Here is a 21679-nt window from a genome sequence, read left to right on the forward strand (position 1 = left end):
ACTCCTTGGTCGTAGGTTCTTACAAAAGAGCGCGCTATTGCGCGGCGGCAATGCGGCGGACGATATCGAGCGTGATGTTACTTGCGACACGCGCGTACTCGAACAGATCGAACTCTCGGTCGCAAATTGCATCGTACGCCTCGTCACAATTATCGCTGATAGCGCGCAACACCAGGCAATCGACACCATTTTTGGTTGCGACATGAGCAATCGCCGCGCCCTCCATGCCGACACAATCGGCATGTGTCGCTTCGATAGCGTCGCTACGCATGGCGGCGCCCGTCACAAAGCGGTTACCCGTGGCAATCGTGCCGACCAAGAACTGTTTGGTGCCCTCGTTCGAAGCGACTGCATTTGTCGAAGCGTCAACGAACCCACGCTCAGCAAGCACGTCGACGGCAATATCGACCAGCGCGGGCGTCGAACCAAACTCCTCAAGCCCCGGTGCGGACTCGGCGATAAGCGCGGTATCGGTATCCAGATAGCGCAGGCGTTTGCCAATGACCACGTCGTCGATATGGAGCTTGGGGTTCAAACCGCCCGCAATGCCCGAAAACACAACAGCCTGCGGAGCATACTTGCTAATGAGGTGCTGTGTTGCAGCGGCGGCGTTCACCGTGCCCATGCCCGCCGTTGTGGCGACAACTGTCAGGCCGTCGAGCTCGCCGCTCACAACGGTCAAGCCTGCCTCCCGTGCCTCGCAAACGTCGCTCAGCTCTTCCTTAATCTGCATGATCTCTTTTTCGAGCGCACCGATAATCGCGATGGTAGCCATACCATTCCCCAAACCTATACGAAATTCTCAACCACGGTATGGTACCAGCATTTTGTTTGACCTCGCCAAACGAACACGCTAAGCCAGTGCAGCTCGCGTATCAAACAGCGCCTTTGCAATCACGGCCGTAACCTCACTCGAGCGGTCGCTCCACGGCATCGATGTCATGACGCTCATGACATAGGTACGGCCATCGATGTCGATAAGGCCCGCATCGCATGTCGAATAGTAACCGTCCTCGCTAATCCAGCCTGCCTTGTTGCACATCTTAAAGGGTAGTCAATTTGGGACGGGCTTGTTAGCCGATGGCCGACCTGAGCTCCGCACGGCGCTTTTTCATGCCGGCCATGACGGCGTTGCGCAGCTCGGGCATGCGCGCGGTATCCATCTGGGGCACGCCCTCGAGCTTATAGGGAATACCCAGTTGCTCGTACTTGACGACACCCATCGTGTGATACGGCAGCATTTCCAGGCCCACCACGTTGTGCCATGGAGCGATCAGGCGACCGAGCTTCTCGCATTCCTCCGCCGTGTCGGTGATACCCGGCACCACCACATGGCGAATAACAACCTTAATCTTGCGATGGGCAAGCTCATCGCCAAACGCCAGGATGCGCGCAGGATCGCAACCGGTCAGCTTTTTATGCTCAACCGGATCGGCATGCTTGATGTCGAGCAGCACCATATCGGTCTCGTTGAGAACAGCATCGAACTTCTCCGGATGCTTGGGATCAAATGCATAGCCACAGCTATCTAGGCAGGTATGCACACGGCCATCGGGATTGTTGTGCATTGCACGGAACAGGTCGGCCAAAAACTCGGGCTGCAGGAGCGGTTCGCCACCCGAAACGGTAATGCCGCCGCTACGGTAGAACTCATGGTTGCTCTGGAACTCGTCCATGAGATGCTCGACGGTCACCATCGTGCCGCCGTTAACAGACCAGGTATCGGGATTGTGGCAATACGCGCAGCGCATGGGACAGCCCTGAACAAACACCACAAAGCGGATGCCGGGTCCGTCGACCGTTCCCATCGTCTCGATCGAATGCACGCGACCCAGGGCATACGCAGAGTCCTCGGGACGAGCGTCCACACCCTCAAGCGTCATTTCTGCCATTCGCGCTACCTTGCCTCTCCTTGGATGCAACCAATTAAAATGCCAGAGCCATTCTAGCCCATGCGTTTGCGTTTAAACGTCTCGGACTAGAACGGCACGTTTTAATCTATCCCCCATCACCATGGCTGGGGGGCTACGTCGAGATGTCAGGCTGGAGAACGCTCGCCTGCGGCCTTTACGCCTTAAGCGTGAGCACCGCGCCGAAGGCGGTCGGGCCGCAATGGCTCGAGATGACGCCGCCAACCTGCGTCCAGGTAACGTCCTCAAAGCCCAGGTCGTGCGCATAGACTTCCATGTCGTCGCGCAGCTCCTGGGAAAGGCCCACCGAATACGCCAAGCCAATGTGCGAGTAATCAATATCGCCCTTGGCAACCATGTGGTCAATAAAGGCACGGGCGCATTTGAGCATGGAGCCGCGGAGCTTCTTGGTCGCCACGAACTTGCCACCCGTCACCTCAATGCAGGGCTTAATCTTGAGCAGATGAGCGCCCAGGAACGCGGCGTTAGACAAGCGACCGCCCGCCTTAAGGAAGGCAAGGTCGGTAGGAACAAAGCCCAGCAGCACGCGGTCCATGACGGAGTTCGTAAAAGCAAAAATCTCATCGACGGTGGCATCGGGGTGAGCCTCGATGTATTTGGCGGTCTCGACGGCAACGAGCGACTGGCCAACCGAAACAAAACGCGTGTCCATAGAGAAGACGTAGTCGCGGCCCTTAGCTGCAATCTTGGAGGACTGATGCGAGCAGGTCGTGGCCTCGGAATATGCGAGATGCAAAATGGTCGCGTCGGGCTGCTCGGCATGGATGCGGTCGTACACGTGAGCAAAATCCGCAGGCGCGCAGCCACTGGTCTTGGGCATCACGCCAAACTCGTTGCAGCGCGAATAAATCTCAAGCGGATCGATCGAGCCGTCCTCGACGGTCTCGTCACCAATCGTGACATGCATGGGCACACGCACGATGCCATAGCGCTCGCAGAGCTCCGGTGTCACATCCGAACCAGACTCAACCACGATTACGTACTTGCCCATTATCATCACGACCCATCTCGACGTTGGTTATTTATTACGCGCGCACGCCCGTCGCCCAATTGAACAACGACTCCCAAGCACCAGAGAGACGCCGCCCTTCGCCACAACAAAGGACAGCGTCTCCCTGAAATACTCCGTGCTTGCATGAGATTCTACACGGTTTGGTAATGAGTGTTACTTACTCCGCAAACGGTAGCTATATGCGATAAACGGTAGCAAGCAAGAATCCAGAACGCTCAACCCATTAGGAGAGTTCCGCCTAAAGGGTGACTACACAGGACCCCGCCGGGGCTGTTTGAGCTACCTCCCAAAATATTCCGCAGGACGCAAGAAGCCCTCGCCGCACAAAGTGCGCAGCGAGGGCTTCTTGCATGTCCGAGGACGTTTTGGGAGGTAGCTCAAACAGCCCCGGCGATCCTGCGGGAGTTAAACCCCTTTAGAACTTGTTGTGGAAGGTACGCGAAATGACCTCGTCCTGCTGCTCCTTGGTGAGCGTGTGGAAGTTCACGGCATAGCCGGAAACGCGGATGGTCAGCTGCGGGTACTTCTCGGGGTGAGCCTGAGCGTCAAGCAGCGTCTCACGGTTGAAGACGTTGATGTTCAGGTGGTGGCCACCCTTCTCGGCGTAAGCGTCGAGCATGTGGACCAGGTTATCGGCCTGAGTCTCGGAAACTTCAGAAACCTTCATAATGTGTCTCCTTCGATTAATAGGCGCCGGCCGAAACCGGCACGCTAATCAGTAATCGTTATTGTTAGTATAGCACTAACAATAGTTACTCGCCCAGCTGATCAAGGTCGATATCGCCAAAGAACACCTGGTCCTCCTTGCCGAGCGCGCCCGGGATGATGGAGAAGGTGTTGGAGATGCCGTCCTGAGCATCGCGGAACGGGAGCTTGGAAACCGAAGACAGCGAAGCGATGGCGCCGTGGCTATCGCGCTTGTGCATGGGGTTAGCACCCGGGGCGAAGGGCTGGCCAGCCTTGCGGCCATCAGGCGTAGAACCGGTCTTCTTGCCGTACACGACGTTGGAGGTGATGGTCAGAACCGAGGTCGTGGGCACGGAGTTGCGGTAGGTGTCGTTCATGCGGATGTACTCCATGAACTGGTGCACAACGTCGTGAGCGATCTGGTCGACGCGGTCGTCGTCGTTACCGTACTTGGGGAACTCGCCCTCGGTCTCGAAGTCGACAATGATGCCGTTCTCGTCGCGGACGGGGTGGACCTTGGCGTACTTGATGGCGGACAGGGAGTCAGCCACGACGGAAAGGCCAGCAATGCCCGTAGCGAACCAGCGGTGCACGTGCTTGTCGTGCAGAGCCATCTGGATGCGCTCGTAGCAATACTTGTCGTGCATGTAGTGGATGATGTTCAGCGAGTTGACGTACACGCCAGCGAGCCACTTCATCATGTCGTTGTACTTGGCCACAACGTCGTCGTAATCGAGCGTATCGCCCTCGACGGCGCGATACTTGGGGCCGACCTGCTTCTTGGAGACCTCGTCAACACCGCCGTTGAGTGCGTACAGCAGGCACTTGGCCAGGTTGGCACGGGCGCCGAAGAACTGCATCTCCTTGCCGATGCGCATGGAGGACACACAGCAGGCAATGCCGTAGTCGTCGCCGTGGTAGACGCGCATGAGGTCGTCGTTCTCGTACTGGATCGAGGAGCTGGCAACAGAAGTCTTGGCGCAGAACTTCTTGAAGTTCTCGGGCAGACGGGTCGACCACAGAACGGTCATGTTGGGCTCGGGGCTGGTGCCCATGTTCTCGAGCGTGTGCAGGTAGCGGTAGCTCATCTTGGTAACGAGCGTACGGCCGTCAACACCCATGCCGCCGATGGACTCGGTGACCCACTGCGGATCGCCGGTAAACAGGGCCTGGTACTCGGGGGTACGGGCAAACTTGACCATGCGGAGCTTCATGATGAAGTGATCCACGAACTCCTGGATCTGCTCCTCGGTGAAGGTACCGTTGGCAAGGTCGCGCTCAGCGTAGATGTCGATGAACGTGGAGGTACGGCCGATGGACATAGCGGCGCCGTTCTGCTCCTTGACGGAAGCGAGGTAGGCGAAGTACATCCACTGGATGGCCTCCTGCGTGTTGGTAGCAGGGTTGGAAATGTCGAAACCATAGGTCTCGGCCATCATCTTGAGCTCGCCGAGGGCGCGGATCTGCTCCTGCAGCTCCTCACGATCGCGGATGTTGTCGGCGGTCATGACCGTCGGGGTGGAAGCCTTCTGGGCCTCCTTGTCCTTGATCAGGTAGTCGACACCGTACAGGGCGACACGACGGTAGTCGCCGATGATGCGGCCGCGGCCATAGCCATCGGGCAGACCGGTGATGATGTGGGCCGAACGGCAGGCGCGCATCTCGGGGGTGTAGACATCGAAGACGCCGGCGTTGTGGGTCTTGCGCTCGAAGGTGTAGCGCTCGACAACGTTCTCGTCGATCTTGTAGCCGTGCTGGCTGGCAGCCTGGCAAGCGATGCGGATACCGCCGTTGACGTGCAGCGCGCGCTTGAGCGGCTTGTCGGTCTGGAGGCCGACGATGGTCTCCTTGTCGCGATGGGCGTTATCGATGTAGCCAGCGGGGTGGCTCACGATACCCGTGACGGTCTTGGTGTCCATATCGAGGACGCCGCCCTGCTCGCGCTCCTTGAGCAGCAGGTCGAGAACCTCGCCCCACAGCTCCTTGGTACGCTCGGTCGGGCCGGCGAGGAACGACTCGTCGCCCTCGTAGGGGGTGTAGTTCTTCTGGATGAAGTCTCGGACGTCAACCTCTCCCGTCCAGATGCCTTCCTTGAAGCCTTCCCATGCCTCCTGCATTGTGTAACCACGCTCCTAGTTACGTGTAATGCGGCGCACTCTCACACCGCTGCTTATTGAATTCTTGAATGTTAGACCTGCATGACCGGCTTCATTCGCCTTCCGTCGCGCGTTAGCGCAGGGAAAAACGTTTATTCACCTTGGTCTTGCAACCCTAAACCCAAGATTTCACCCGTTAGTGAAGGATAACATAGCCACCCCCTTCATCAGGGCTGTTATATGTTCCTTTTTTTGTGTCATGAGAGCGTTTTCAACAAATCCGCAGGAAACGCGCCCGTCATCATCTACCGTTCACCGAATTATTTGATATTTCCCCTTGCCTTTATACGTCCTTCACTCTAGCTGTTATGCCAGCTTTAGCAGGGTAAAGTACCCCAGAGACCCCACAGAAACTACAGGGCGGCCACGGGATTTCCCCCGGGGCCGCCCTGTGGCATGGCTAGTTATTTAGCTTTGATTGCCGCTTGGCATTAGGCGGCTGCGGCGGCTTTGTCGGTCGTTGCCTTGCTGTGGCCCTGGCCCTCAAAATGCTTGTAGCACCAGCTGGTGACCAGCGGGGTCAAAATGGCCGTCACGATAGCACATGCTGCGACCTGCGCCGTAGCCGTCGCGAGCACCGCGCCGCCGTACATGGCCTCGTTGACGCTTGCCATGGCAGCAGGCGTGGCCACATTGGCTCCGGCGCAGCTCGAAATGGCCGCACCTGCGACACCCGTACCGCCCGTGAGCTTATCGACCGCGATGACGGGAATTGCAAAGACCACCGAGCAGATCACGCCGAGCAGGATGCCGGGAAGACCACCGTTGATAAGCTGGCCAAAGGTCATGGTCGATCCCATGGCAAAGAAGACGAGCACGATGATGGCGGAAAGTGCCGGTGCCATCATCTTCTTAAAGCTGGGGAAGAGGTTACCCAGGATAATGCCGACGACGATCGGCAGGATGGCGCCCACGAGCGACCAGCCGATCGGAGCCTGACCGGCAGCGCCGAGCACGATCATCGTGACCGGAGGGCCGACAACCAGCGTGGTGATGGCGACGGCGCCACGCTCGGCCTCATTGCCCATGGTGCCCATCAGACCAGCGTACATAGCGTTGTTGGCGCCGGTGCAAGCGGCCAGCATCACCATGGCAGAGATGCCAAACAGGTTGTCGTTGAATACATAAAGGATGAGCAGCGACACGGCAACGACCACGATCTGCTTGACGGCGATGATGATGGCGCCGCGGGCAGCGGCGGCAGGAGCGCTCTTAAACGAAATCGTCGTACCGACGATGAGCAAAAAAGCGCCAACAAGCGGGCCTGCGCCCTGCTGGGTCATGCCGAGCGTAAAGCTGCCGAGCGTTTTGAACAGATCGGGGAACAGCGTGTTGAGCAGGCAGCCCAACAAAAGCGGCACCAAAATATTGGCACCCGGGATGGAGGACATCTTAAAGAACGGCTCCTTTGCCGCCGGCGCCTCCACCGCAGTCGATTCACTCATATATATCTCCTTTGGATGCATGCGAATCGTAGCCGCACGCGCCTTTGTCAGAAAGAAGGCGACGGTCCCGAGTCGCAGGAGCCGTCGCCGAATTAACGTCGCGGGGTATTACCCGTCCAGAACGATGCCACCGTCGCAGTCACCGATCTCGCCGTTCACGAAGCTAGCGAGGTCGGAAGCGAAGAAGAGCACCATCTGCGCAGGCTCGCTGGCCTGGGCGGCGCGGCCCAGAGGAATACCGTTGATGATGCGCTGAGAGTTCTCGTCAGAGAGAATCGAGGTCATATCGGTAAGGGTGAGCGACGGGCACACGGCGTTGCAGCGGACGCCAAACTTGCCGCCTTCCTTGGCGACTGCCTTGGTTAGACCGTTAACACCGGCTTTGGAGCTGGCGTAGGCAGCGGTGCCGAGCAGGCCGCCGCCGATCTTGCCAGCAACAGAGCTCACGTTGACGATAGTGCCGGCATGGGCCGCCTTAAAGTGCGGGTACACGGCGTTCATCATGGTAAAGGTGCCGTTGAGGTTGATGTCGATGGTGCGACGCCACTCGGTGTCATCGATCTCGTCGAACTTCTTGGTGCTGATGACGCCAGCGCAGTTGATCAGGATGTTGGTTTGCGGCAGGTCCGTAAAAATCTGCTCGACGGTCTCACGCGCCTTAGGCGCATCGGCAACATCGAGCTGATAGAACTTGTTGCCCTCGCCAAGCTCGGCCACAGCGGCCTCGCCCTTGGCAGCGTTCCTTGCGATGAGCGCGACGTGTCCGCCGCCCGCGACGATGCCCTTGGCGATCTCGAGGCCAATGCCCTGAGTGCCACCCGTGACAATCGCGGTCTTGCCCGTGAAGTCAAATGCCATGACTCCATCCCCCTTTATATAAGGTGTCTCCTTGCGGGAAGTTGGAGCATCGCACGTGGCGATAAATGAGTCCCAGTCGTCATGGTGGTGACAACCCCTCGCCTAACCGCGTGCATGATAATTCTTTGAAACGCTGCAATTCTTGAAAGATTTTAATTCTTTATGCGCTCTTTAAATTGCTCACCGCATGAGGCCCGCGTATGTGGGTATCATCTTTCACCGAAAATAGTTTCTAGTGTTAGGGGTTTTCGGTGGAAGATACCGATTTCCATGAGCTTGGGCGTCAGCTCTTAACTGAGTTTGGCAGCATGCATCAGCGCATTTCGCGCTTTGCGGACAAAGCTCTCGGCGGCGAGATGGCTGTCATGCGCGCCCTCATGCTCGCTGGCGGCTCGCTCACGCCGAGCGAACTCGCCGATCGCGCCTGGGTCTCGAGCGCCCGCATCGCCAATATCCTACGCGCTCTCGAAGCCAAGGGCTGGGTCGAGCGCGAACACTCAAAGACCGACCGTCGTCGCGTACACGTCACGGTGACCGACAAGGGATTCCAGGATCTCGAAATCAAACGTCGGGAATTCGAGAACCGCACCGCGGCTTTCCTCGAGCAGCTCGGCGAAACAGATACCCAAGAGATGGTGCGCCTTCTTAGACGTGCCAACGAAATTATCGACCGCAATCAAGAAAGGAGAGATGCCGAGTGAGGATTCTCAAGCTCTTTAAAAAGCATATTCCGGCACTGTTCACAGCTATCGTACTTATCGTAATCAGCTGCAACGCCGACCTGGCACTGCCTACCTATATGAGCGACATCGTCGACGTGGGTGTGCAGCAAGGCGGCATCGCCTCGCCCGTGCCCGACACCATTCGTGCCGAATCGCTCGACGACCTCGAACTCTTTATGAGCGCCAAAGACGCCAAGACAGTAGAAGCTGCGTTTGGCAGGGCAGACAAAAACGGCATTCGCACGTACAGGGGAACCGAGGATGAGCGCGCCGACGGCGGCAAGATTGCCGATATCATGAGCCTGCCCGAGACCGTCGTCCTTTCGCTCAACCAAGGCATCGACGCCAGCTCCATGGGCGACATGATGGGCGCGTCCAGCGAGAAAGGCAACAGCGACGCCCAAGCCATGCCCACGCCCGAGCAAATGGCAGCGATGACGCCCGACCAGCTCGCCAAGATGCAGCAAAAGGCCGCAGCGGCGCAGAATATGCAAAAGCAGATTGATGCCGACGGCGGCAAGATCACCATGAAGAGCCTGCGTCTAGGCGTTGAAGGCGGCCTAATCGACCAAGGCAAGCTCGTCGAGGGCGCCAACGGTATGGCGGACAAAATGGGCTCCATGTCGGGCTCCATCGTGACCCAACGCGCCGTGAGCTATGTGCAGGACGAGTACAAGGCACAGGGTATCGACCCCGCCGACGTGCAGAACGCCTACCTGGGCCGCATGGCGACCACGATGTTTGGTCTGTGTCTGGTGTCGCTGGTCGCCACCATCCTGACCGGTGCCGTGGCTTCGCGCACCGCCTGCTCCATCGCCCGCGACCTGCGCCGCGAGACCTTCAACAAGGTTATGCACTTCTCGCCGGCCGAGGTGGGCAAGTTTAGCCAGGCCTCGCTCATCACCCGCTGCACCAACGACATTCAGCAGATTCAGATGGCCGCAACCCTGTTTATCCGCATGTGCCTCATGGCGCCCGTCATGGGCATCGTCGCCGTCATGCGCGTCCTGGCCAACCACACCGGCCTGGAGTGGACCATCGCCGTGGCCATCATCGCGGTCTCGGCCGTCGTCGGCGTGCTTATGGGCCTCACCATGCCCAAGTTCAAAAAGATGCAGAGCTTTGTGGACCGCGTGAACCTTACCGCCCGCGAGCTGCTCGACGGCCTTATGCCCATCCGCTCGTTTAACCGCGAGGAGCATGAGCTCGAGCGCTTTGACCAGGCGTCCCTCGACCTGATGACCACGCAGCTCTACACCAACCGCGCCATGAGCTTTATGATGCCGCTCATGATGCTCGTCATGAACTGCATCACCGTGCTTATCGTCTGGTTTGGTGCGCAGGGCGTGTCCGACGGCGTGATGCAGGTCGGCAACATGATGGCGTTTATCTCCTACACCATGCAGATCGTCATGGCGTTTATGATCCTCACCATGGTTTCGGTCATCCTGCCCCGCGCCGAGGTCGCAGCCGAGCGCGTGGAAGAGGTCATCACCTGTCCCACGAGCATCAACGACCCCGTCTCGCCCAAACTGCCCGCGGCCAACGCGCCGCGCGGTGAGCTCGCCTTCCACGACGTGAGCTTCCAGTATCCCGATGCCCACGCCGATGTCATCAGCGGTGTGAACTTCACCACGCACGCCGGCCAGATGCTCGGCATCATCGGCTCCACGGGTTCGGGCAAGTCCACGCTTGTGCAGCTCATCCCGCGCCTGTACGACGTCACCGGCGGCAGCATTTCGCTCGACGGCATCGACGTGCGCGATATGACCCTTTCCGAGCTTCGCCGCCGCATTGGCTATATCCCGCAGCAGGGGCGTCTGTTCTCGGGCACTGTCGAGAGCAACCTCAAATTTGCCGGCGACATGGTGAGCGATGATGACATGCGCCAGGCGGCACGCATCGCACAGGCCGAGGACTTTATCGCCGAGCGCGAGGGCGGCTACGACTCCCCCATCAGCCAGGGCGGCTCCAATGTCTCGGGCGGTCAGCGCCAGCGCCTGGCCATCGCCCGCGCGTTGGCCAAAAAGCCCGAGGTCGTGGTGTTCGATGACTCGTTTAGCGCCCTCGACTACAAGACCGACGCGCGCCTGCGCGAGGAGCTTGCCAAAAACGTTACCGACGCCGCGCTCGTGGTCGTGGCCCAGCGCATCGCGACCATCATGCACGCCGATCAGATCATCGTGCTCGACGACGGCCACGTAGTGGGCACCGGCACGCACGAGGAACTGCTGCACAACTGCCCGGCATACCTGGAGATCGCACAGTCGCAGCTTTCCGCCGAGGAGTTGGGGCTTACCCAAGAAGAGATTGAAGCCGTCATGGAAGGAGGCGAGCGCTAATGGCAGACGAGACCAAGACTCAGATTCCCAAGCCCACCCGCCGGCGCGGTCCCATGGGCCGCATGGGTGGTATGGGCCGCGGCGAAAAGGCCAAGGACTTTAAGGGCACCATGAGGCAGCTGCTCGGCTATATCGGCCAGCACAAGATTGCCGTGTTTGCCGCCGTCGCCTTTGCCGTATGCTCGGTCATCTTTAACATTGTGGGGCCCAAGGTGCTCGGCCAGGTTACGACCAAGCTGTTCGAGGGCCTGGTTGCCAAGGTCAACGGTACCGGCGACGTTGACTTTGCCTGGATCGCCAAGACGCTCGGCTTTTTGCTCTGCCTGTATCTGGCAAGCTCTGTCTGCGGCCTCATCCAGGGCTGGCTCATGACCGGCGTCACGCAAAAGATTTGCTACCGCATGCGCAAGGAGATCGCCGCCAAGATCGCTGTCGTGCCGATGAGCTACTTCAACGGCCACAGCAAGGGCGACGTGCTCAGCCGCATCACCAACGATGTCGACACGCTGGGTCAGTCACTCAACCAGAGCGTGACACAACTCATCACATCGGTGACGCAGATTATCGGCGTGCTCGTCATGATGCTGTCGATCAGTCTGCCGCTCACCGGCGTCACCGTGCTCACGCTGCCGGCTGCCGCGATTATCCTGACCGTGATGATTCACTTCTCGCAGCCGTACTTCCGCGAGCAACAGCAAGTCCTGGGCGCCGTCAACGGCATTATCGAGGAGGACTTTGCCGGCCAGAACGTTATTCAGGTGTTCGACCGCGCCGAGGCCTCAATCGAGGAGTTCGACCGTCAAAACGACCGTCTCTTTATTAGTGGCTGGCGCTCGCAGTTCCTATCGGGCCTGATGATGCCGCTTATGAGCTTGGTGGGCAACATGGGCTACGTGGGCGTTGTCGTGGTGGGCGCACAGCTCGCGCTGACCGGCAATGCCACGCCCGGCGACATCCAGAGCTTTATCCAGTACGTTCGCAACTTTACGCAGCCGGTGCAGCAGCTGGGCAACGTGAGCAACACGATGCAGTCGATGGCCGCCGCCACCGAGCGCGTGTTTGAGTTCCTGGCCGCGCCCGAGGAGGAGCAGAAGGCCGACGCGCAGATTCCCGAGAAGCGCCCCGGCCACGTTGAGTTCGACCACGTCAAGTTTGGCTACACGCCCGACAAGACCATCATCCACGACTTTAGCTGCGAGGCGCAGCCCGGCCAAACCATTGCCATCGTCGGCCCCACCGGCGCCGGCAAGACCACGCTCATTAAGCTGCTGCAGCGCTTTTACGACGTGGACGGCGGTTCGCTGCGCATCGAAGGCGTCGACGTGCGCGACTGGGACCGCGCGGCGCTGCGCGGCGAGTTTGCCATGGTGCTGCAGGACACCTGGCTGTTTAACGGCACCATCCGCGAGAACATCCGCTACGGACGCCCCGATGCGACCGACGCCGAGGTCGAGGCCGCCGCACGCGCCGCACGCTGCGACCACTTTATCCATACGCTCGCCGGCGGCTACGACTTTATGATCAATGAGGAGGGCACCAACCTCTCACAGGGCCAGCGCCAACTCGTGACCATCGCCCGCGCCATTTTGGCCGACCGTCCGGCGCTGATTTTGGACGAGGCGACTTCCAACGTCGATACCCGTACCGAGGAGCTTATTCAGCGCGCCATGGATGCGCTGATGCAGGGCCGCACGAGCTTTGTCATCGCGCATCGCCTGTCCACGATCCGCAACGCCGACGTGATCTTGGTGATTCGCGACGGCGACATCGTCGAGAAGGGCACGCACGACGAGCTGCTCGCCCAAGGCGGCTTCTACGCCGACCTGTACAATTCGCAGTTCGACGAAGCGGCGTAAATTCTGCCGCAGGGAACGAATAACGCCCGAGAACGGGGGCGCAGGACAGCCTGCGCCCCCGTTTTTTATTCTGCGGCCCTCGAACCGCCTCCCCTGGGACCTGATTGACGCCCTCCCTCAAGGCCCCGTGGACAAAAAATGGCAAATATGAGTACTGTCACCTTTTTAGTAACAGCCAAAACTGCCCCAAACGACCTCATTGCGGCCTAGATATGCCTTCAAATTGATCAAAATGCCCGGTAGCATGCTTCTGTGTGCCAACGTTAATAAACATATTTACTGTTGTGTCTAATATCTTATAAGGTCGATATGATACTAAGCTAGCAACAGTACTCATATTTGCCATTTTTTGTCCACGGGGTATGCCGCAGAAGATCCAACTTGCTCCAGCATGTCGTACGCCGGTCCCCCCTTCCGGCGAGTGCCGACATTTCCCCAGATAAAACCGACCAAAATAAACCTGTCCCTTTTCGGCAGGTTTCGCTTGCACTTTAGCGTGCGACAGCGGATAATGCCGAGCATTCGAGAATTCGCCAATTGTTGCTGTTAATTGATAAAGGAGGCCCCGTATGGCCATGGAATTCAAACGCAGGCTGCCGATTCCCATGGAGATCCGCGAGGAAATGCCGCTTTCTGCCGAGCTTACCGCCAAAAAGCAGGCATTTGACGCCGAGGTCGCCAAAGTCTTTACCGGCGAGGACGCACGTAAGGTGCTCATCATCGGCCCGTGCTCTGCCGACCGCGAGGATTCGGTGCTTGAGTACATGAACCGCCTGGTCAAGACCGCCGAGGAGGTCAAGGACAAGCTCATCATCATTCCGCGCGTCTACACCAATAAGCCGCGTACCAAGGGCACCGGCTACAAGGGCCTTCTGCACAACCCCAACCCCGAGGCTCCCGACGACCTGCTCGAGGGCGTCAAGGCCATCCGCCATATGCATCTGCGTGTTATTGAGGAAACGGGCTTCTTCACCGCCGACGAGATGCTCTATCCGTCCAACTACCAGTACCTCGTTGACCTGTTGAGCTATGTTGCCGTGGGCGCGCGCTCGGTCGAAAACCAGGAGCATCGCCTGGTGTCGAGCGGCATTTCGGTGCCCGTGGGCATGAAGAACCCCACCGCCGGTTCCACCACCGTCATGCTCAACTCTATTTACGCCGCGCAGGCGCACCAGAGCTTCATCTTCCGCAACTGGGAGGTCGAGTGCGATGGCAACCCGCTCGCGCACGCCGTCATGCGCGGCTACATCGGCCTCGATGGGCGCACCTACCCCAATTACCACTACGAGCACCTGGAGCGCCTGGCCGAGCGCTATACCGAGCATGCCGGCTATGCCAATCCGGCAGCGATCATCGACTGCAACCATGACAACTCGGGCAAGCGTCCGCTGGAGCAGTATCGCATTTGCAAGGAAGTGCTCGACAGCTGCCGCCGCAACGAGTCCATCTCCAAGCTGGTCAAGGGCTTTATGATCGAGTCTTACCTGGAGGACGGCAACCAGCCGGTCGACGGCGGCGTCTTTGGCAAGTCGATCACCGACCCGTGCCTAGGCTGGGAAAAGACCGACTACCTCATCCACGAGATCGCAGAGCGTATTTAGTTACGCGGGCCGCATTTGGACAATCTGACGTTCAACTTCAAGGGCGCAACCAGAAGGTCGGCGCCCTTTCGTTTCACGTCACCTTGTCTCAAATGCAACCCGCTCGCTGTCCGTCCTCTACCTGCGGCGTTGTCTTGCTCCGGATGCGGCAGTTGGGGACGTTCCTTTTCTGCCGGCAGTCTGGGACATTCCTTGAGGTAGTCGTTGGGGACGCTCTTGTTTGACCAGTCGTTTAAGAACGTCCCCAATGACTATCTCTCCGCCCCCGTGGGATCGGGGGTCGTCTACCGAATGGTTGATGCGGCGGCCCTGCGGCCATGTCACACTCAGAGGTGGCCTGACCCAACCCGGAAGGAGCCTCCATGAGCCTTGACAACGTAGCCCTGCGCGCCACCACACTTGATGACCTGACCGGCATCGCCGCCATCTACAACCAGCTGTGGTGCAACACGCTGCGCAACCGCGGCGACGTCGAAGCTGCCGATTTCTGCGCGCGCTTTAACATCGCTATGCAGCTGCAACGCTCACCTATCGCGCTTGTCGCCGAGGCCGAGGGCCGCATTATCGCCGCCTGCTGCATCGGCATCTTCGAGAACGGCAAGCCGCGCACCAACCCCACGTGGGAGTCCTGCTACAACGAGATGCTCGCCCAGGCAACCGAAATGGCAAAGGCTGCCGACGCCAAGCTCGAGGGCTCGCTCTTCGGCGACAGTCGCGAAAAGGCCACGGCGGATCGCTTTGCCGCCACAGGCAACGAGTATGCCCAGGGCCAGCTCAACCTGATCATCATCGTGCCCGAGTGGCAGGGCAAGGGGCTCGGCCGCGCGCTTATCGACCTTGCGCGCGCCGAGCTCGCCAAGGCAGGCTGCACCAAGTTCTTCCTGATGAGCGACTGCAACTCCGACTGGCAGTTCTACGAGCACCTCAACATGAAGCGCATCCTGGAGGATCACAGTCAAGACACCGGCGACGGTTTTATCGTCTACATGTACGGAGGCGACACGCAGGGATAACCCGCTAAGCAAGTACCAAAACCACCACAAAAGGCGCCCATCCCCCTTGTGGTGACAGGTTGTATCTGGGCGAACGTTAAGACCACCGCGGGGGAGCTGCTTTCCCTCGCGGCGGTTTACTAACCGTGAAAACCAAGTGAGTAGGCTTTTGGCGGGATCCCGAGCACACCCCAAAACGCCGCAGCTCTGGCCTGCGGTTTTATCGAGCGTTTGTCGCGATGTGCTCGGCAGATCCCAAAAAGTCTACTCACTTGCATCCGAGACGCACCAGGCAGGCAAAAAACCGCCGCGAAAGGGGCCCGTCCCCCTTCGCGGCGGTTGTTCATCGCGGTTTTGCGACGGTTTTGCGGTGGTTTTGCCCGCCTGCTACTCGCTGTAGCGAGTGGCGATGGCAACTCGCACCATACCGGCGCTCATGAGGTACGTTGCCATAGGCTGTAGTAGCGCATGTCATAATCCTACAGCAGCATTCGCCATAATCTGACAGTAGAGTTTTCCACAATCTATAAGTAGCCCAGGTCGGGACCCTATTTAACAAACCAAATTCTCGCCCAACGCCATTTCCTCTCCTGGTGACCGGTTCATTTTGGCGGGTTTCATCTGGGCAAACGCCAAAACCACCACAAAGGCGCCTGTCCCCTTTGTGGTGGTTTGAAGCTCTCCTGGGCGGGATGCTAGACTTGCGGCATATACATTCGCGCCAAAGCACGGGTCGCATACAGGAAAGGAGATGCCATGGCGCCTATCGCACCGCTCAAGATGCTCGTCGCTCCTGCCGCCAAGACCATCGCCCGCCTGAGCGACTCACTCACCTACGAAGATATCCCCTGCGTCGTCGAATCACGCGAGGACAGCTGCCCCTACCTGGGCCACGTCCCCTACTTTGCACCCAAGCTCGCATCTGATCCCGAGCAGCGTGAGCAGTAATCCAAGATGCATCTAGCACCGCACAACTCGCGGCGCTACTGTTTTGGTGCAAAGCGACCTGTCCCCCTTGCGCCAACGCCGGGATTGTCGATGCTGCGGCCGCGGCGCGATATGAGGCGCGAAACCTCGCCCAGCAACACGCCGATCACCACACCCATGAGGATCGGCAACTTTGACATCTCGGCGGGCGAGCTGTTAAGCGGCACGATTGTCGCAACAATCGAAAGCACGAGCTCTACCACCGGCACCGCAAGCGCTACCGCAAGCACCTTGCCCTCGAAGGGCGCGCGGAACACACGCGGGCGACCGTCGTATTTACACAGACGCCAAAACGCCGGGAACATCGGGATATAGCTCATGAGCAGAAAGACGACGTTCATCGAGAAGAAAACCCAAAAGACGTCGGAACCTTCGCCCAGCGGAATCTGAAGAAGCAGCACCAAGCTGGCAAAACAACCGTTAATGAGTGCTGAGCCGTTGGGCATGCCGGTCTTCTTGGACACCAGCGCAAAGGGGCGCGGCATGTTGCCGTGGCGCGCGGCATAGCTCGCCACGTTGTTGACGCCAAAACTCCAGCAGATCATGTTGGCGAACAGCGTCACCAAAAAGGCCACGCCCACGACCATCGTCAGCGGGTGGGTGCGCCCCACCATAGCGGCGACTGCGTCCACAATGCCCGAATCGAGTGAAAGCTGCTCGGTGGGAACCGCGGCTCCAATGCCAATGCCACAGATGATGTAGATCGCCGCAATGGCCACGCCACCGGCAATAACCGCCTTGGGGATATCACGCGACGGGTTCTTCATCGTGCTGGCAAAGGTCGCGACCACTTCGAAGCCCATAAAGTTGAACAGGATAATCGATAGGTACGTCAACGAATTGGTGTCGCCCAGATCTGGAATGAAGGTCTTAAACGACATGTCGTTGGCAAAGCCGTTATTGCAGGCAAACCAAATGCCGACGATTCCCACCGCAGCGGTAATGAGCACCTTGATGACGGCGCCGCCGTCCATAACCCAATCGGCCTCCGCCACCGGCTGCATTGCCATGACCGTGACGCCCCACACAAAGGCAATCTCGATGGCAATTCGGATCCCGAGTGAAAACTCGATACCCCACACCGCATTAATGACACTGGGGAACATGCAGGCGATACTTGCCACCCACAGCGGAAAGTTAACCCAGTAGCACCAAGAGCAACGGGCGCCCCAACGGTCGCCCAGGCCCAAGCGAACCCAATCGTACAGGCCGCCCTCGGAATCAAACGCCGTACCCAGCTCGGCCACCACCAGACCATAGGGAAGCAAAAACGTAATGATAAGGAAAATCCACCAGAAGAACTGTACGTTACCCATGGCAGATGCCGGAGCCGCCGCCTCGATGGTAAACACGACGCAGATAACCGAAAGGATGACCTCGATCAGGGAGAACTTTTTACCTGCCATGGCGCGCGCCCCCTACAGCAAAAAGGATGGCATCTGTACCGAAGGCGCAGCCCAAGGTAGGGTTGCAGGCCGCGTCACCGGTGCAGGTGCCATCCCAGAGAGAGGAGAGGATGCATTTGTTGGACCAACGCTCGCGGAACAGGCGCGTGTAGATAACGATACGCTGGTACATAGATACTCCGATCAAAACGGCCGCGTTCACGACCGATAACTTTCGGCAATTGAAGACGCGTCTGACCTGGGAAATTCAAGCGAACAATTGGCCTAACCCGCAAAAAATCCCAGGCCAGACGCGTACTCAATCAAAGAAAAGGGCACTCCGAAGTGGAGGCAACGGAGTGCCCAAAGAAAAACCCAACCGACCAAGACATCGAATAAACCGACCATCAATGCCCCGAGATGGTCCGATTCACCGACCGTCCGATTGATCGGCTGGGTTCCCGAAGCATCACGGCTCGGAAAGTCAGACGTTTACTCGGCGTGCTCAGGTGCGCCAGATTGGCGCGAACGAGGAGCGTAGCGTACTGACGCTACGTAAGCGACGAGTGAACGCCAAGGTGGCGTGCCTGAGTTACGCCGAGGGCTCCTGCTGGGTAATGCAGTGGATGTTGCCGCCACCGAAGACGACCTGCTCGGACTGGACGCCGACGCACTTGTAGACGCCCTCGCCCCAGACCTCGTCGTAGATCTTCTGGAGCGTGTCGACGGCCAGCTGGTCGTTCTCGTCGCCGTACTGCGGGACGATAACGCCGTGGTTGGTGACCAGGTAGTTCATGTAAGAGGCGATCAGCGGCTCGTCGGGGACGCGCGGCTCGGCGTTCTCGTCGGCGTCGATGGTGTCGCAGGAAGCCTGGTCCATGAACAGCGGGTTCACGGGCATGCAGAGCTTGTAGACCTTCATCTTGCGGCCCTTAGCGTCAACGGCGTTGGAGAGGGTCTCGTAGGCAGCGTGGCACTGCTCGTAGAACGGATACTCGGGATCGTCGGTCCAGATGCAGGCCATGACGCCCGGAGCGATGAACGTGGCGACGTCATCGATGTGGCCGTTGGTCTCCTCGGGGTCGATGCCCTCCTTGACCCAGATGACCTTCTCGATACCCAGGTAATCCTTGAGGTGCTCGTCCATGTAGGCGCGAAGCTCCTCGCTCCAGGGCTCAAACTTCTTGCGGTACTTGGGCCAGATGGACTCGGGATCCTCTTCCTCCTCCAGAACCGCAGAGCAGGTGCGGCCCGGGGAAAGCAGGCACTGGTCGGTCACGACAAGGGTGCCCTCGCCGTCGACGGTGATGGAGCCGCCCTCGAGGATCATGTCGTCGGGACGATAGCGGCAGCAGCCGGAGAGCTCAGCCATCTTGAGGGCGATCTGCTCGTCCTTGTCCCACGGGAAGTACAGGCCGTCGACGAGGCCGCCGTAGGCGTTGAAGTGCCAGTGGTTGGCGCGCTTCTCGCCCTTGCCGTTGATGACGTAGGTGGCGGCAGTGTCGCGGAACCAGGCGTCGTCGGTGGTCATCTCGATGACGGTGACGTTCTCGTCGTTCTCGAAGACGGCCTTGCAGTTGGCGTAGTCGACCTGGTTGGCGCACATATAGACCGGGGTGAACTCGGAGATGGCGCGGGCGATGGCGGCATACTGCTTCTGGGCCGGCTTGGCGCCGTGGGCCCAGGTGTCGGTGCGGTGGGGCCAGCCCATCCACACGCGATCCTGCGGGGCGAACTCGGCGGGCATGAAGAAGCCGTCGGCCTTGGGGGTGGACTCGGACTCGGTGATCGTACGCATAAGATTTCCTCCAAATCGAACGATCGCTTGCTGCGGGCGGGTTACCCGCAGCCTAAAACCAAGAGATGGTAGGCGCCCGTTCCCCGGCAAAGGTCGGGGCGCCCGGTGCCGGTTTTCACGGAATCGCACCGGCAAGCGACGACGTAACCAAGTGCGCGGAGACAAAACGCACGAAGGATACGGAAGAGAGATTGGGGTGGGCGGTGGTTACCGGAGCTATCGCTCACACCCACCCCGGGGGAATGGTTAGCAAACCTGTCGCTTGGACACGCCTCCGAAGAGGCTAGAGTGCCCGGAGTCGGGAGCGACAAGCCCGACGAAGCGCGCGTTGGTACACGAGGAGGGTTGGAGCCCCAGAACCGGGTGCTCTAGTTCTCCTCGGCCTCGGCGGCCTCCTCAGCGAGACGCTGGGCTGCGAGCTCAGGGGTCAGACCCTTGTACTCGGTCTCGCGGCCCTTAGCGCTGACGACGCGGACGACCTCGCCGATGAGCACGAGCACGATGAAGATAACGATCATCGGGACCTTGTCGCCAATTTCAGCAGCGGAGAACGGGATCAGCGTGGCAACGATGGCAAGAACCAGCTCGATGCAGGGGATGGCCAGCATGACCTTCATCATGGCGCCCTTAAACGGGAACGTGAAGATGCGCTCACGGTTGGGGTCGTTCTTACGAAGGTTGAGGAACGCCGGGAACATCGGGATGTAGGTCAACAGCAGGAAGACGACAGAGGTGCCAAAGAGCATCCAGAAGACACCGTTGGAGATGGCGTCGATGGGAACGAGCTGCAGGCACAGCACCAGGGAGGCAACGACAGCGTTGACCAGGTTGGCGCCGTTGGGCATGTCGTCATCCGAGATCATCGAGGCGAAGACCTTGGGCATGTTGCCGTGCTCGGCAGCGTAGCGAGCAACGGAGTTAACGCCGAAGGACCAAGCGGCCATGTTGGCGAACAGGGTGATCAGGAAGGCGATGCAGATGACCTTAAAGATCATGGAGTCGCCCACCATGGTCTGGACTGCGACGATCATGCCGTAGTCGGGGTCGATGGAATCGGCCGGCACAGCAGCGCCGATGCCAAAGCCAGCGAACAGATAGATCACGGCGATGGACAGGCCACCGACGATAATAGCCTTGGGGATATCGCGAGCGGGATCGGCCATGTCGTCGGTCATGGTGCAGATGACCTCGAAGCCCATGAAGTTAAAGATGATGATCGACAGGTAGCCGAGAGCGTTGGTGTTGGTGAGCTCGGGCAGGAAGGTGGCAGCGGACATGTCGTTCGCAAAACCGTTCTCCATGGCATACCAAATGCCCAAAGCGCCAACGATAACGGCGACGGCGACCTTGATGATGGCGCCACCGTTAAGGACCCACTCGGAGTCGGCCGCCTTGGAGCGGCCCATGAGGTAGACGATCCACACAAAGGCAAGATCGATACCCATCTTGGCGATCAAGTTGAACTCGATGCCAAAGACCATGCCCAAAATGTCGGGGAACATGGTAGCCAGCGAGGCGATCCACAGCGGGTAGTTGACCCAGTAGTAGTACGAGATGCGGGCGCCCCATTTGTCGCCCAGGCCATCGCGTACCCAGTCGTAAATGCCGCCCTCGCCGTCATAGGTGGTACCGAGCTCGGCGACAACCATGCCGTAGGGAAGCAGGAAGGTCAGGATCAGGAAGATCCACCAGAAGAACTGCTGGTTGCCAATGGCGGCAGCAGGAGCGGCGGCCTCGCAAACGAAGACGACGCAGATGATGGTCGAAATGACCGTCAAGAAGGAAAGCTTTTTCTTTCCGTCGCTCATGATGAGCTCCTTCGCTCAGTCTTGGACAGATCCGAGGCCCTAAGGTATTAAGGCAATTGCTTGGGCCTCGGTGAGCGGGCGACAGGAGACGAGCATCCG

General features: G+C 59.2%; 18 protein-coding genes. 6 read left to right on the forward strand and 12 right to left on the reverse strand.

The window, feature by feature from the left end; genetic code table 11:
* Nucleotides 1-34: 34 nt before the first annotated feature.
* The 8 genes from mtnN to DW003_RS02230 form a co-directional block, all read right to left on the reverse strand.
* On the reverse strand, nt 35-775 hold the full coding sequence (mtnN, locus tag DW003_RS02195; protein WP_118387268.1) for a 5'-methylthioadenosine/S-adenosylhomocysteine nucleosidase: 741 nt from the start codon (nt 773-775) through the stop codon (nt 35-37).
* 78 nt (nt 776-853) lie between these two features.
* Complete coding sequence (locus DW003_RS02200) at nt 854-1042, reverse strand: hypothetical protein (RefSeq protein WP_118387270.1); 189 nt, start codon at nt 1040-1042, stop codon at nt 854-856.
* Between the two features lie 31 nt (nt 1043-1073).
* Nucleotides 1074-1892 carry a pyruvate formate-lyase-activating protein gene (gene pflA, locus DW003_RS02205; protein WP_117716956.1) on the reverse strand — a complete coding sequence of 273 codons (819 nt, stop codon included), beginning with the start codon at nt 1890-1892 and terminating at the stop codon, nt 1074-1076.
* A 175-nt stretch (nt 1893-2067) separates the two neighbouring features.
* On the reverse strand, nt 2068-2922 hold the full coding sequence (locus DW003_RS02210) for a DegV family protein (RefSeq protein ID WP_117736115.1): 855 nt from the start codon (nt 2920-2922) through the stop codon (nt 2068-2070).
* Between the two features lie 436 nt (nt 2923-3358).
* Nucleotides 3359-3610: an autonomous glycyl radical cofactor GrcA3 gene (gene grcA3, locus DW003_RS02215; RefSeq protein WP_055252439.1), complete on the reverse strand. Its 252-nt coding sequence runs from the start codon at nt 3608-3610 to the stop codon at nt 3359-3361.
* An 85-nt stretch (nt 3611-3695) separates the two neighbouring features.
* Nucleotides 3696-5747: a formate C-acetyltransferase gene (gene pflB / locus DW003_RS02220; protein ID WP_117758359.1), complete on the reverse strand. Its 2052-nt coding sequence runs from the start codon at nt 5745-5747 to the stop codon at nt 3696-3698.
* 470 nt (nt 5748-6217) lie between these two features.
* The gene (locus DW003_RS02225) at nt 6218-7231 is read right to left on the reverse strand and encodes a 2-keto-3-deoxygluconate permease (protein ID WP_117564719.1); all 1014 of its coding nucleotides are present in this window, start codon (nt 7229-7231) and stop codon (nt 6218-6220) included.
* Nucleotides 7232-7339: 108 nt separating this feature from the next.
* Nucleotides 7340-8089 (reverse strand): SDR family NAD(P)-dependent oxidoreductase, encoded by a 750-nt coding sequence (locus DW003_RS02230; protein WP_006234857.1) that lies wholly within the window; start codon nt 8087-8089, stop codon nt 7340-7342.
* Nucleotides 8090-8340: 251 nt separating this feature from the next.
* Here DW003_RS02230 and DW003_RS02235 point away from each other — a divergent pair, with 251 nt between their 5' ends.
* The 6 genes from DW003_RS02235 (at nt 8341) to DW003_RS02260 (ending at nt 16550) form a co-directional block, all read left to right on the forward strand.
* Nucleotides 8341-8790, forward strand: coding sequence for a MarR family winged helix-turn-helix transcriptional regulator (locus DW003_RS02235; RefSeq protein WP_118081164.1), 450 nt, complete (start codon nt 8341-8343; stop codon nt 8788-8790).
* Nucleotides 8787-11153 (forward strand): ABC transporter ATP-binding protein, encoded by a 2367-nt coding sequence (locus DW003_RS02240; RefSeq protein WP_118387272.1) that lies wholly within the window; start codon nt 8787-8789, stop codon nt 11151-11153. The genes DW003_RS02235 and DW003_RS02240 overlap by 4 nt, the downstream gene beginning before the upstream one ends.
* Entirely contained in the window at nt 11153-13009 is a 1857-nt protein-coding gene (locus tag DW003_RS02245) for an ABC transporter ATP-binding protein (RefSeq protein WP_118387274.1), read from the forward strand. The genes DW003_RS02240 and DW003_RS02245 overlap by 1 nt, the downstream gene beginning before the upstream one ends.
* Nucleotides 13010-13578: 569 nt before the next feature.
* Nucleotides 13579-14610, forward strand: coding sequence for a 3-deoxy-7-phosphoheptulonate synthase (locus DW003_RS02250; protein ID WP_118387276.1), 1032 nt, complete (start codon nt 13579-13581; stop codon nt 14608-14610).
* Nucleotides 14611-14972: 362 nt separating this feature from the next.
* Nucleotides 14973-15623: a GNAT family N-acetyltransferase gene (locus tag DW003_RS02255; protein WP_118387278.1), complete on the forward strand. Its 651-nt coding sequence runs from the start codon at nt 14973-14975 to the stop codon at nt 15621-15623.
* Between the two features lie 735 nt (nt 15624-16358).
* A complete protein-coding gene (locus DW003_RS02260) occupies nt 16359-16550 on the forward strand; it encodes a hypothetical protein (protein ID WP_117629864.1) in 192 nt (63 codons plus the stop codon).
* A 35-nt stretch (nt 16551-16585) separates the two neighbouring features.
* Here DW003_RS02260 and DW003_RS02265 read toward each other — a convergent pair whose 3' ends face one another.
* The 4 genes from DW003_RS02265 to DW003_RS02280 all read right to left on the reverse strand — a co-directional run bounded on the left by DW003_RS02265 (nt 16586) and on the right by DW003_RS02280 (nt 21580).
* A complete protein-coding gene (locus tag DW003_RS02265) occupies nt 16586-17995 on the reverse strand; it encodes an APC family permease (RefSeq protein ID WP_118387280.1) in 1410 nt (469 codons plus the stop codon).
* Entirely contained in the window at nt 17985-18167 is a 183-nt protein-coding gene (locus tag DW003_RS02270) for a hypothetical protein (protein ID WP_117637033.1), read from the reverse strand. The genes DW003_RS02265 and DW003_RS02270 overlap by 11 nt, the downstream gene beginning before the upstream one ends.
* Before the next feature lie 399 nt (nt 18168-18566).
* Nucleotides 18567-19772: an agmatine deiminase family protein gene (locus DW003_RS02275; protein WP_118387282.1), complete on the reverse strand. Its 1206-nt coding sequence runs from the start codon at nt 19770-19772 to the stop codon at nt 18567-18569.
* A 368-nt stretch (nt 19773-20140) separates the two neighbouring features.
* Complete coding sequence (locus DW003_RS02280; protein WP_118387284.1) at nt 20141-21580, reverse strand: APC family permease; 1440 nt, start codon at nt 21578-21580, stop codon at nt 20141-20143.
* Between the last annotated feature and the right edge of the window lie 99 nt (nt 21581-21679).

Source organism: Collinsella sp. AF36-3AT (assembly GCF_003475205.1).
Lineage (GTDB): Bacteria > Actinomycetota > Coriobacteriia > Coriobacteriales > Coriobacteriaceae > Collinsella > Collinsella aerofaciens_AF.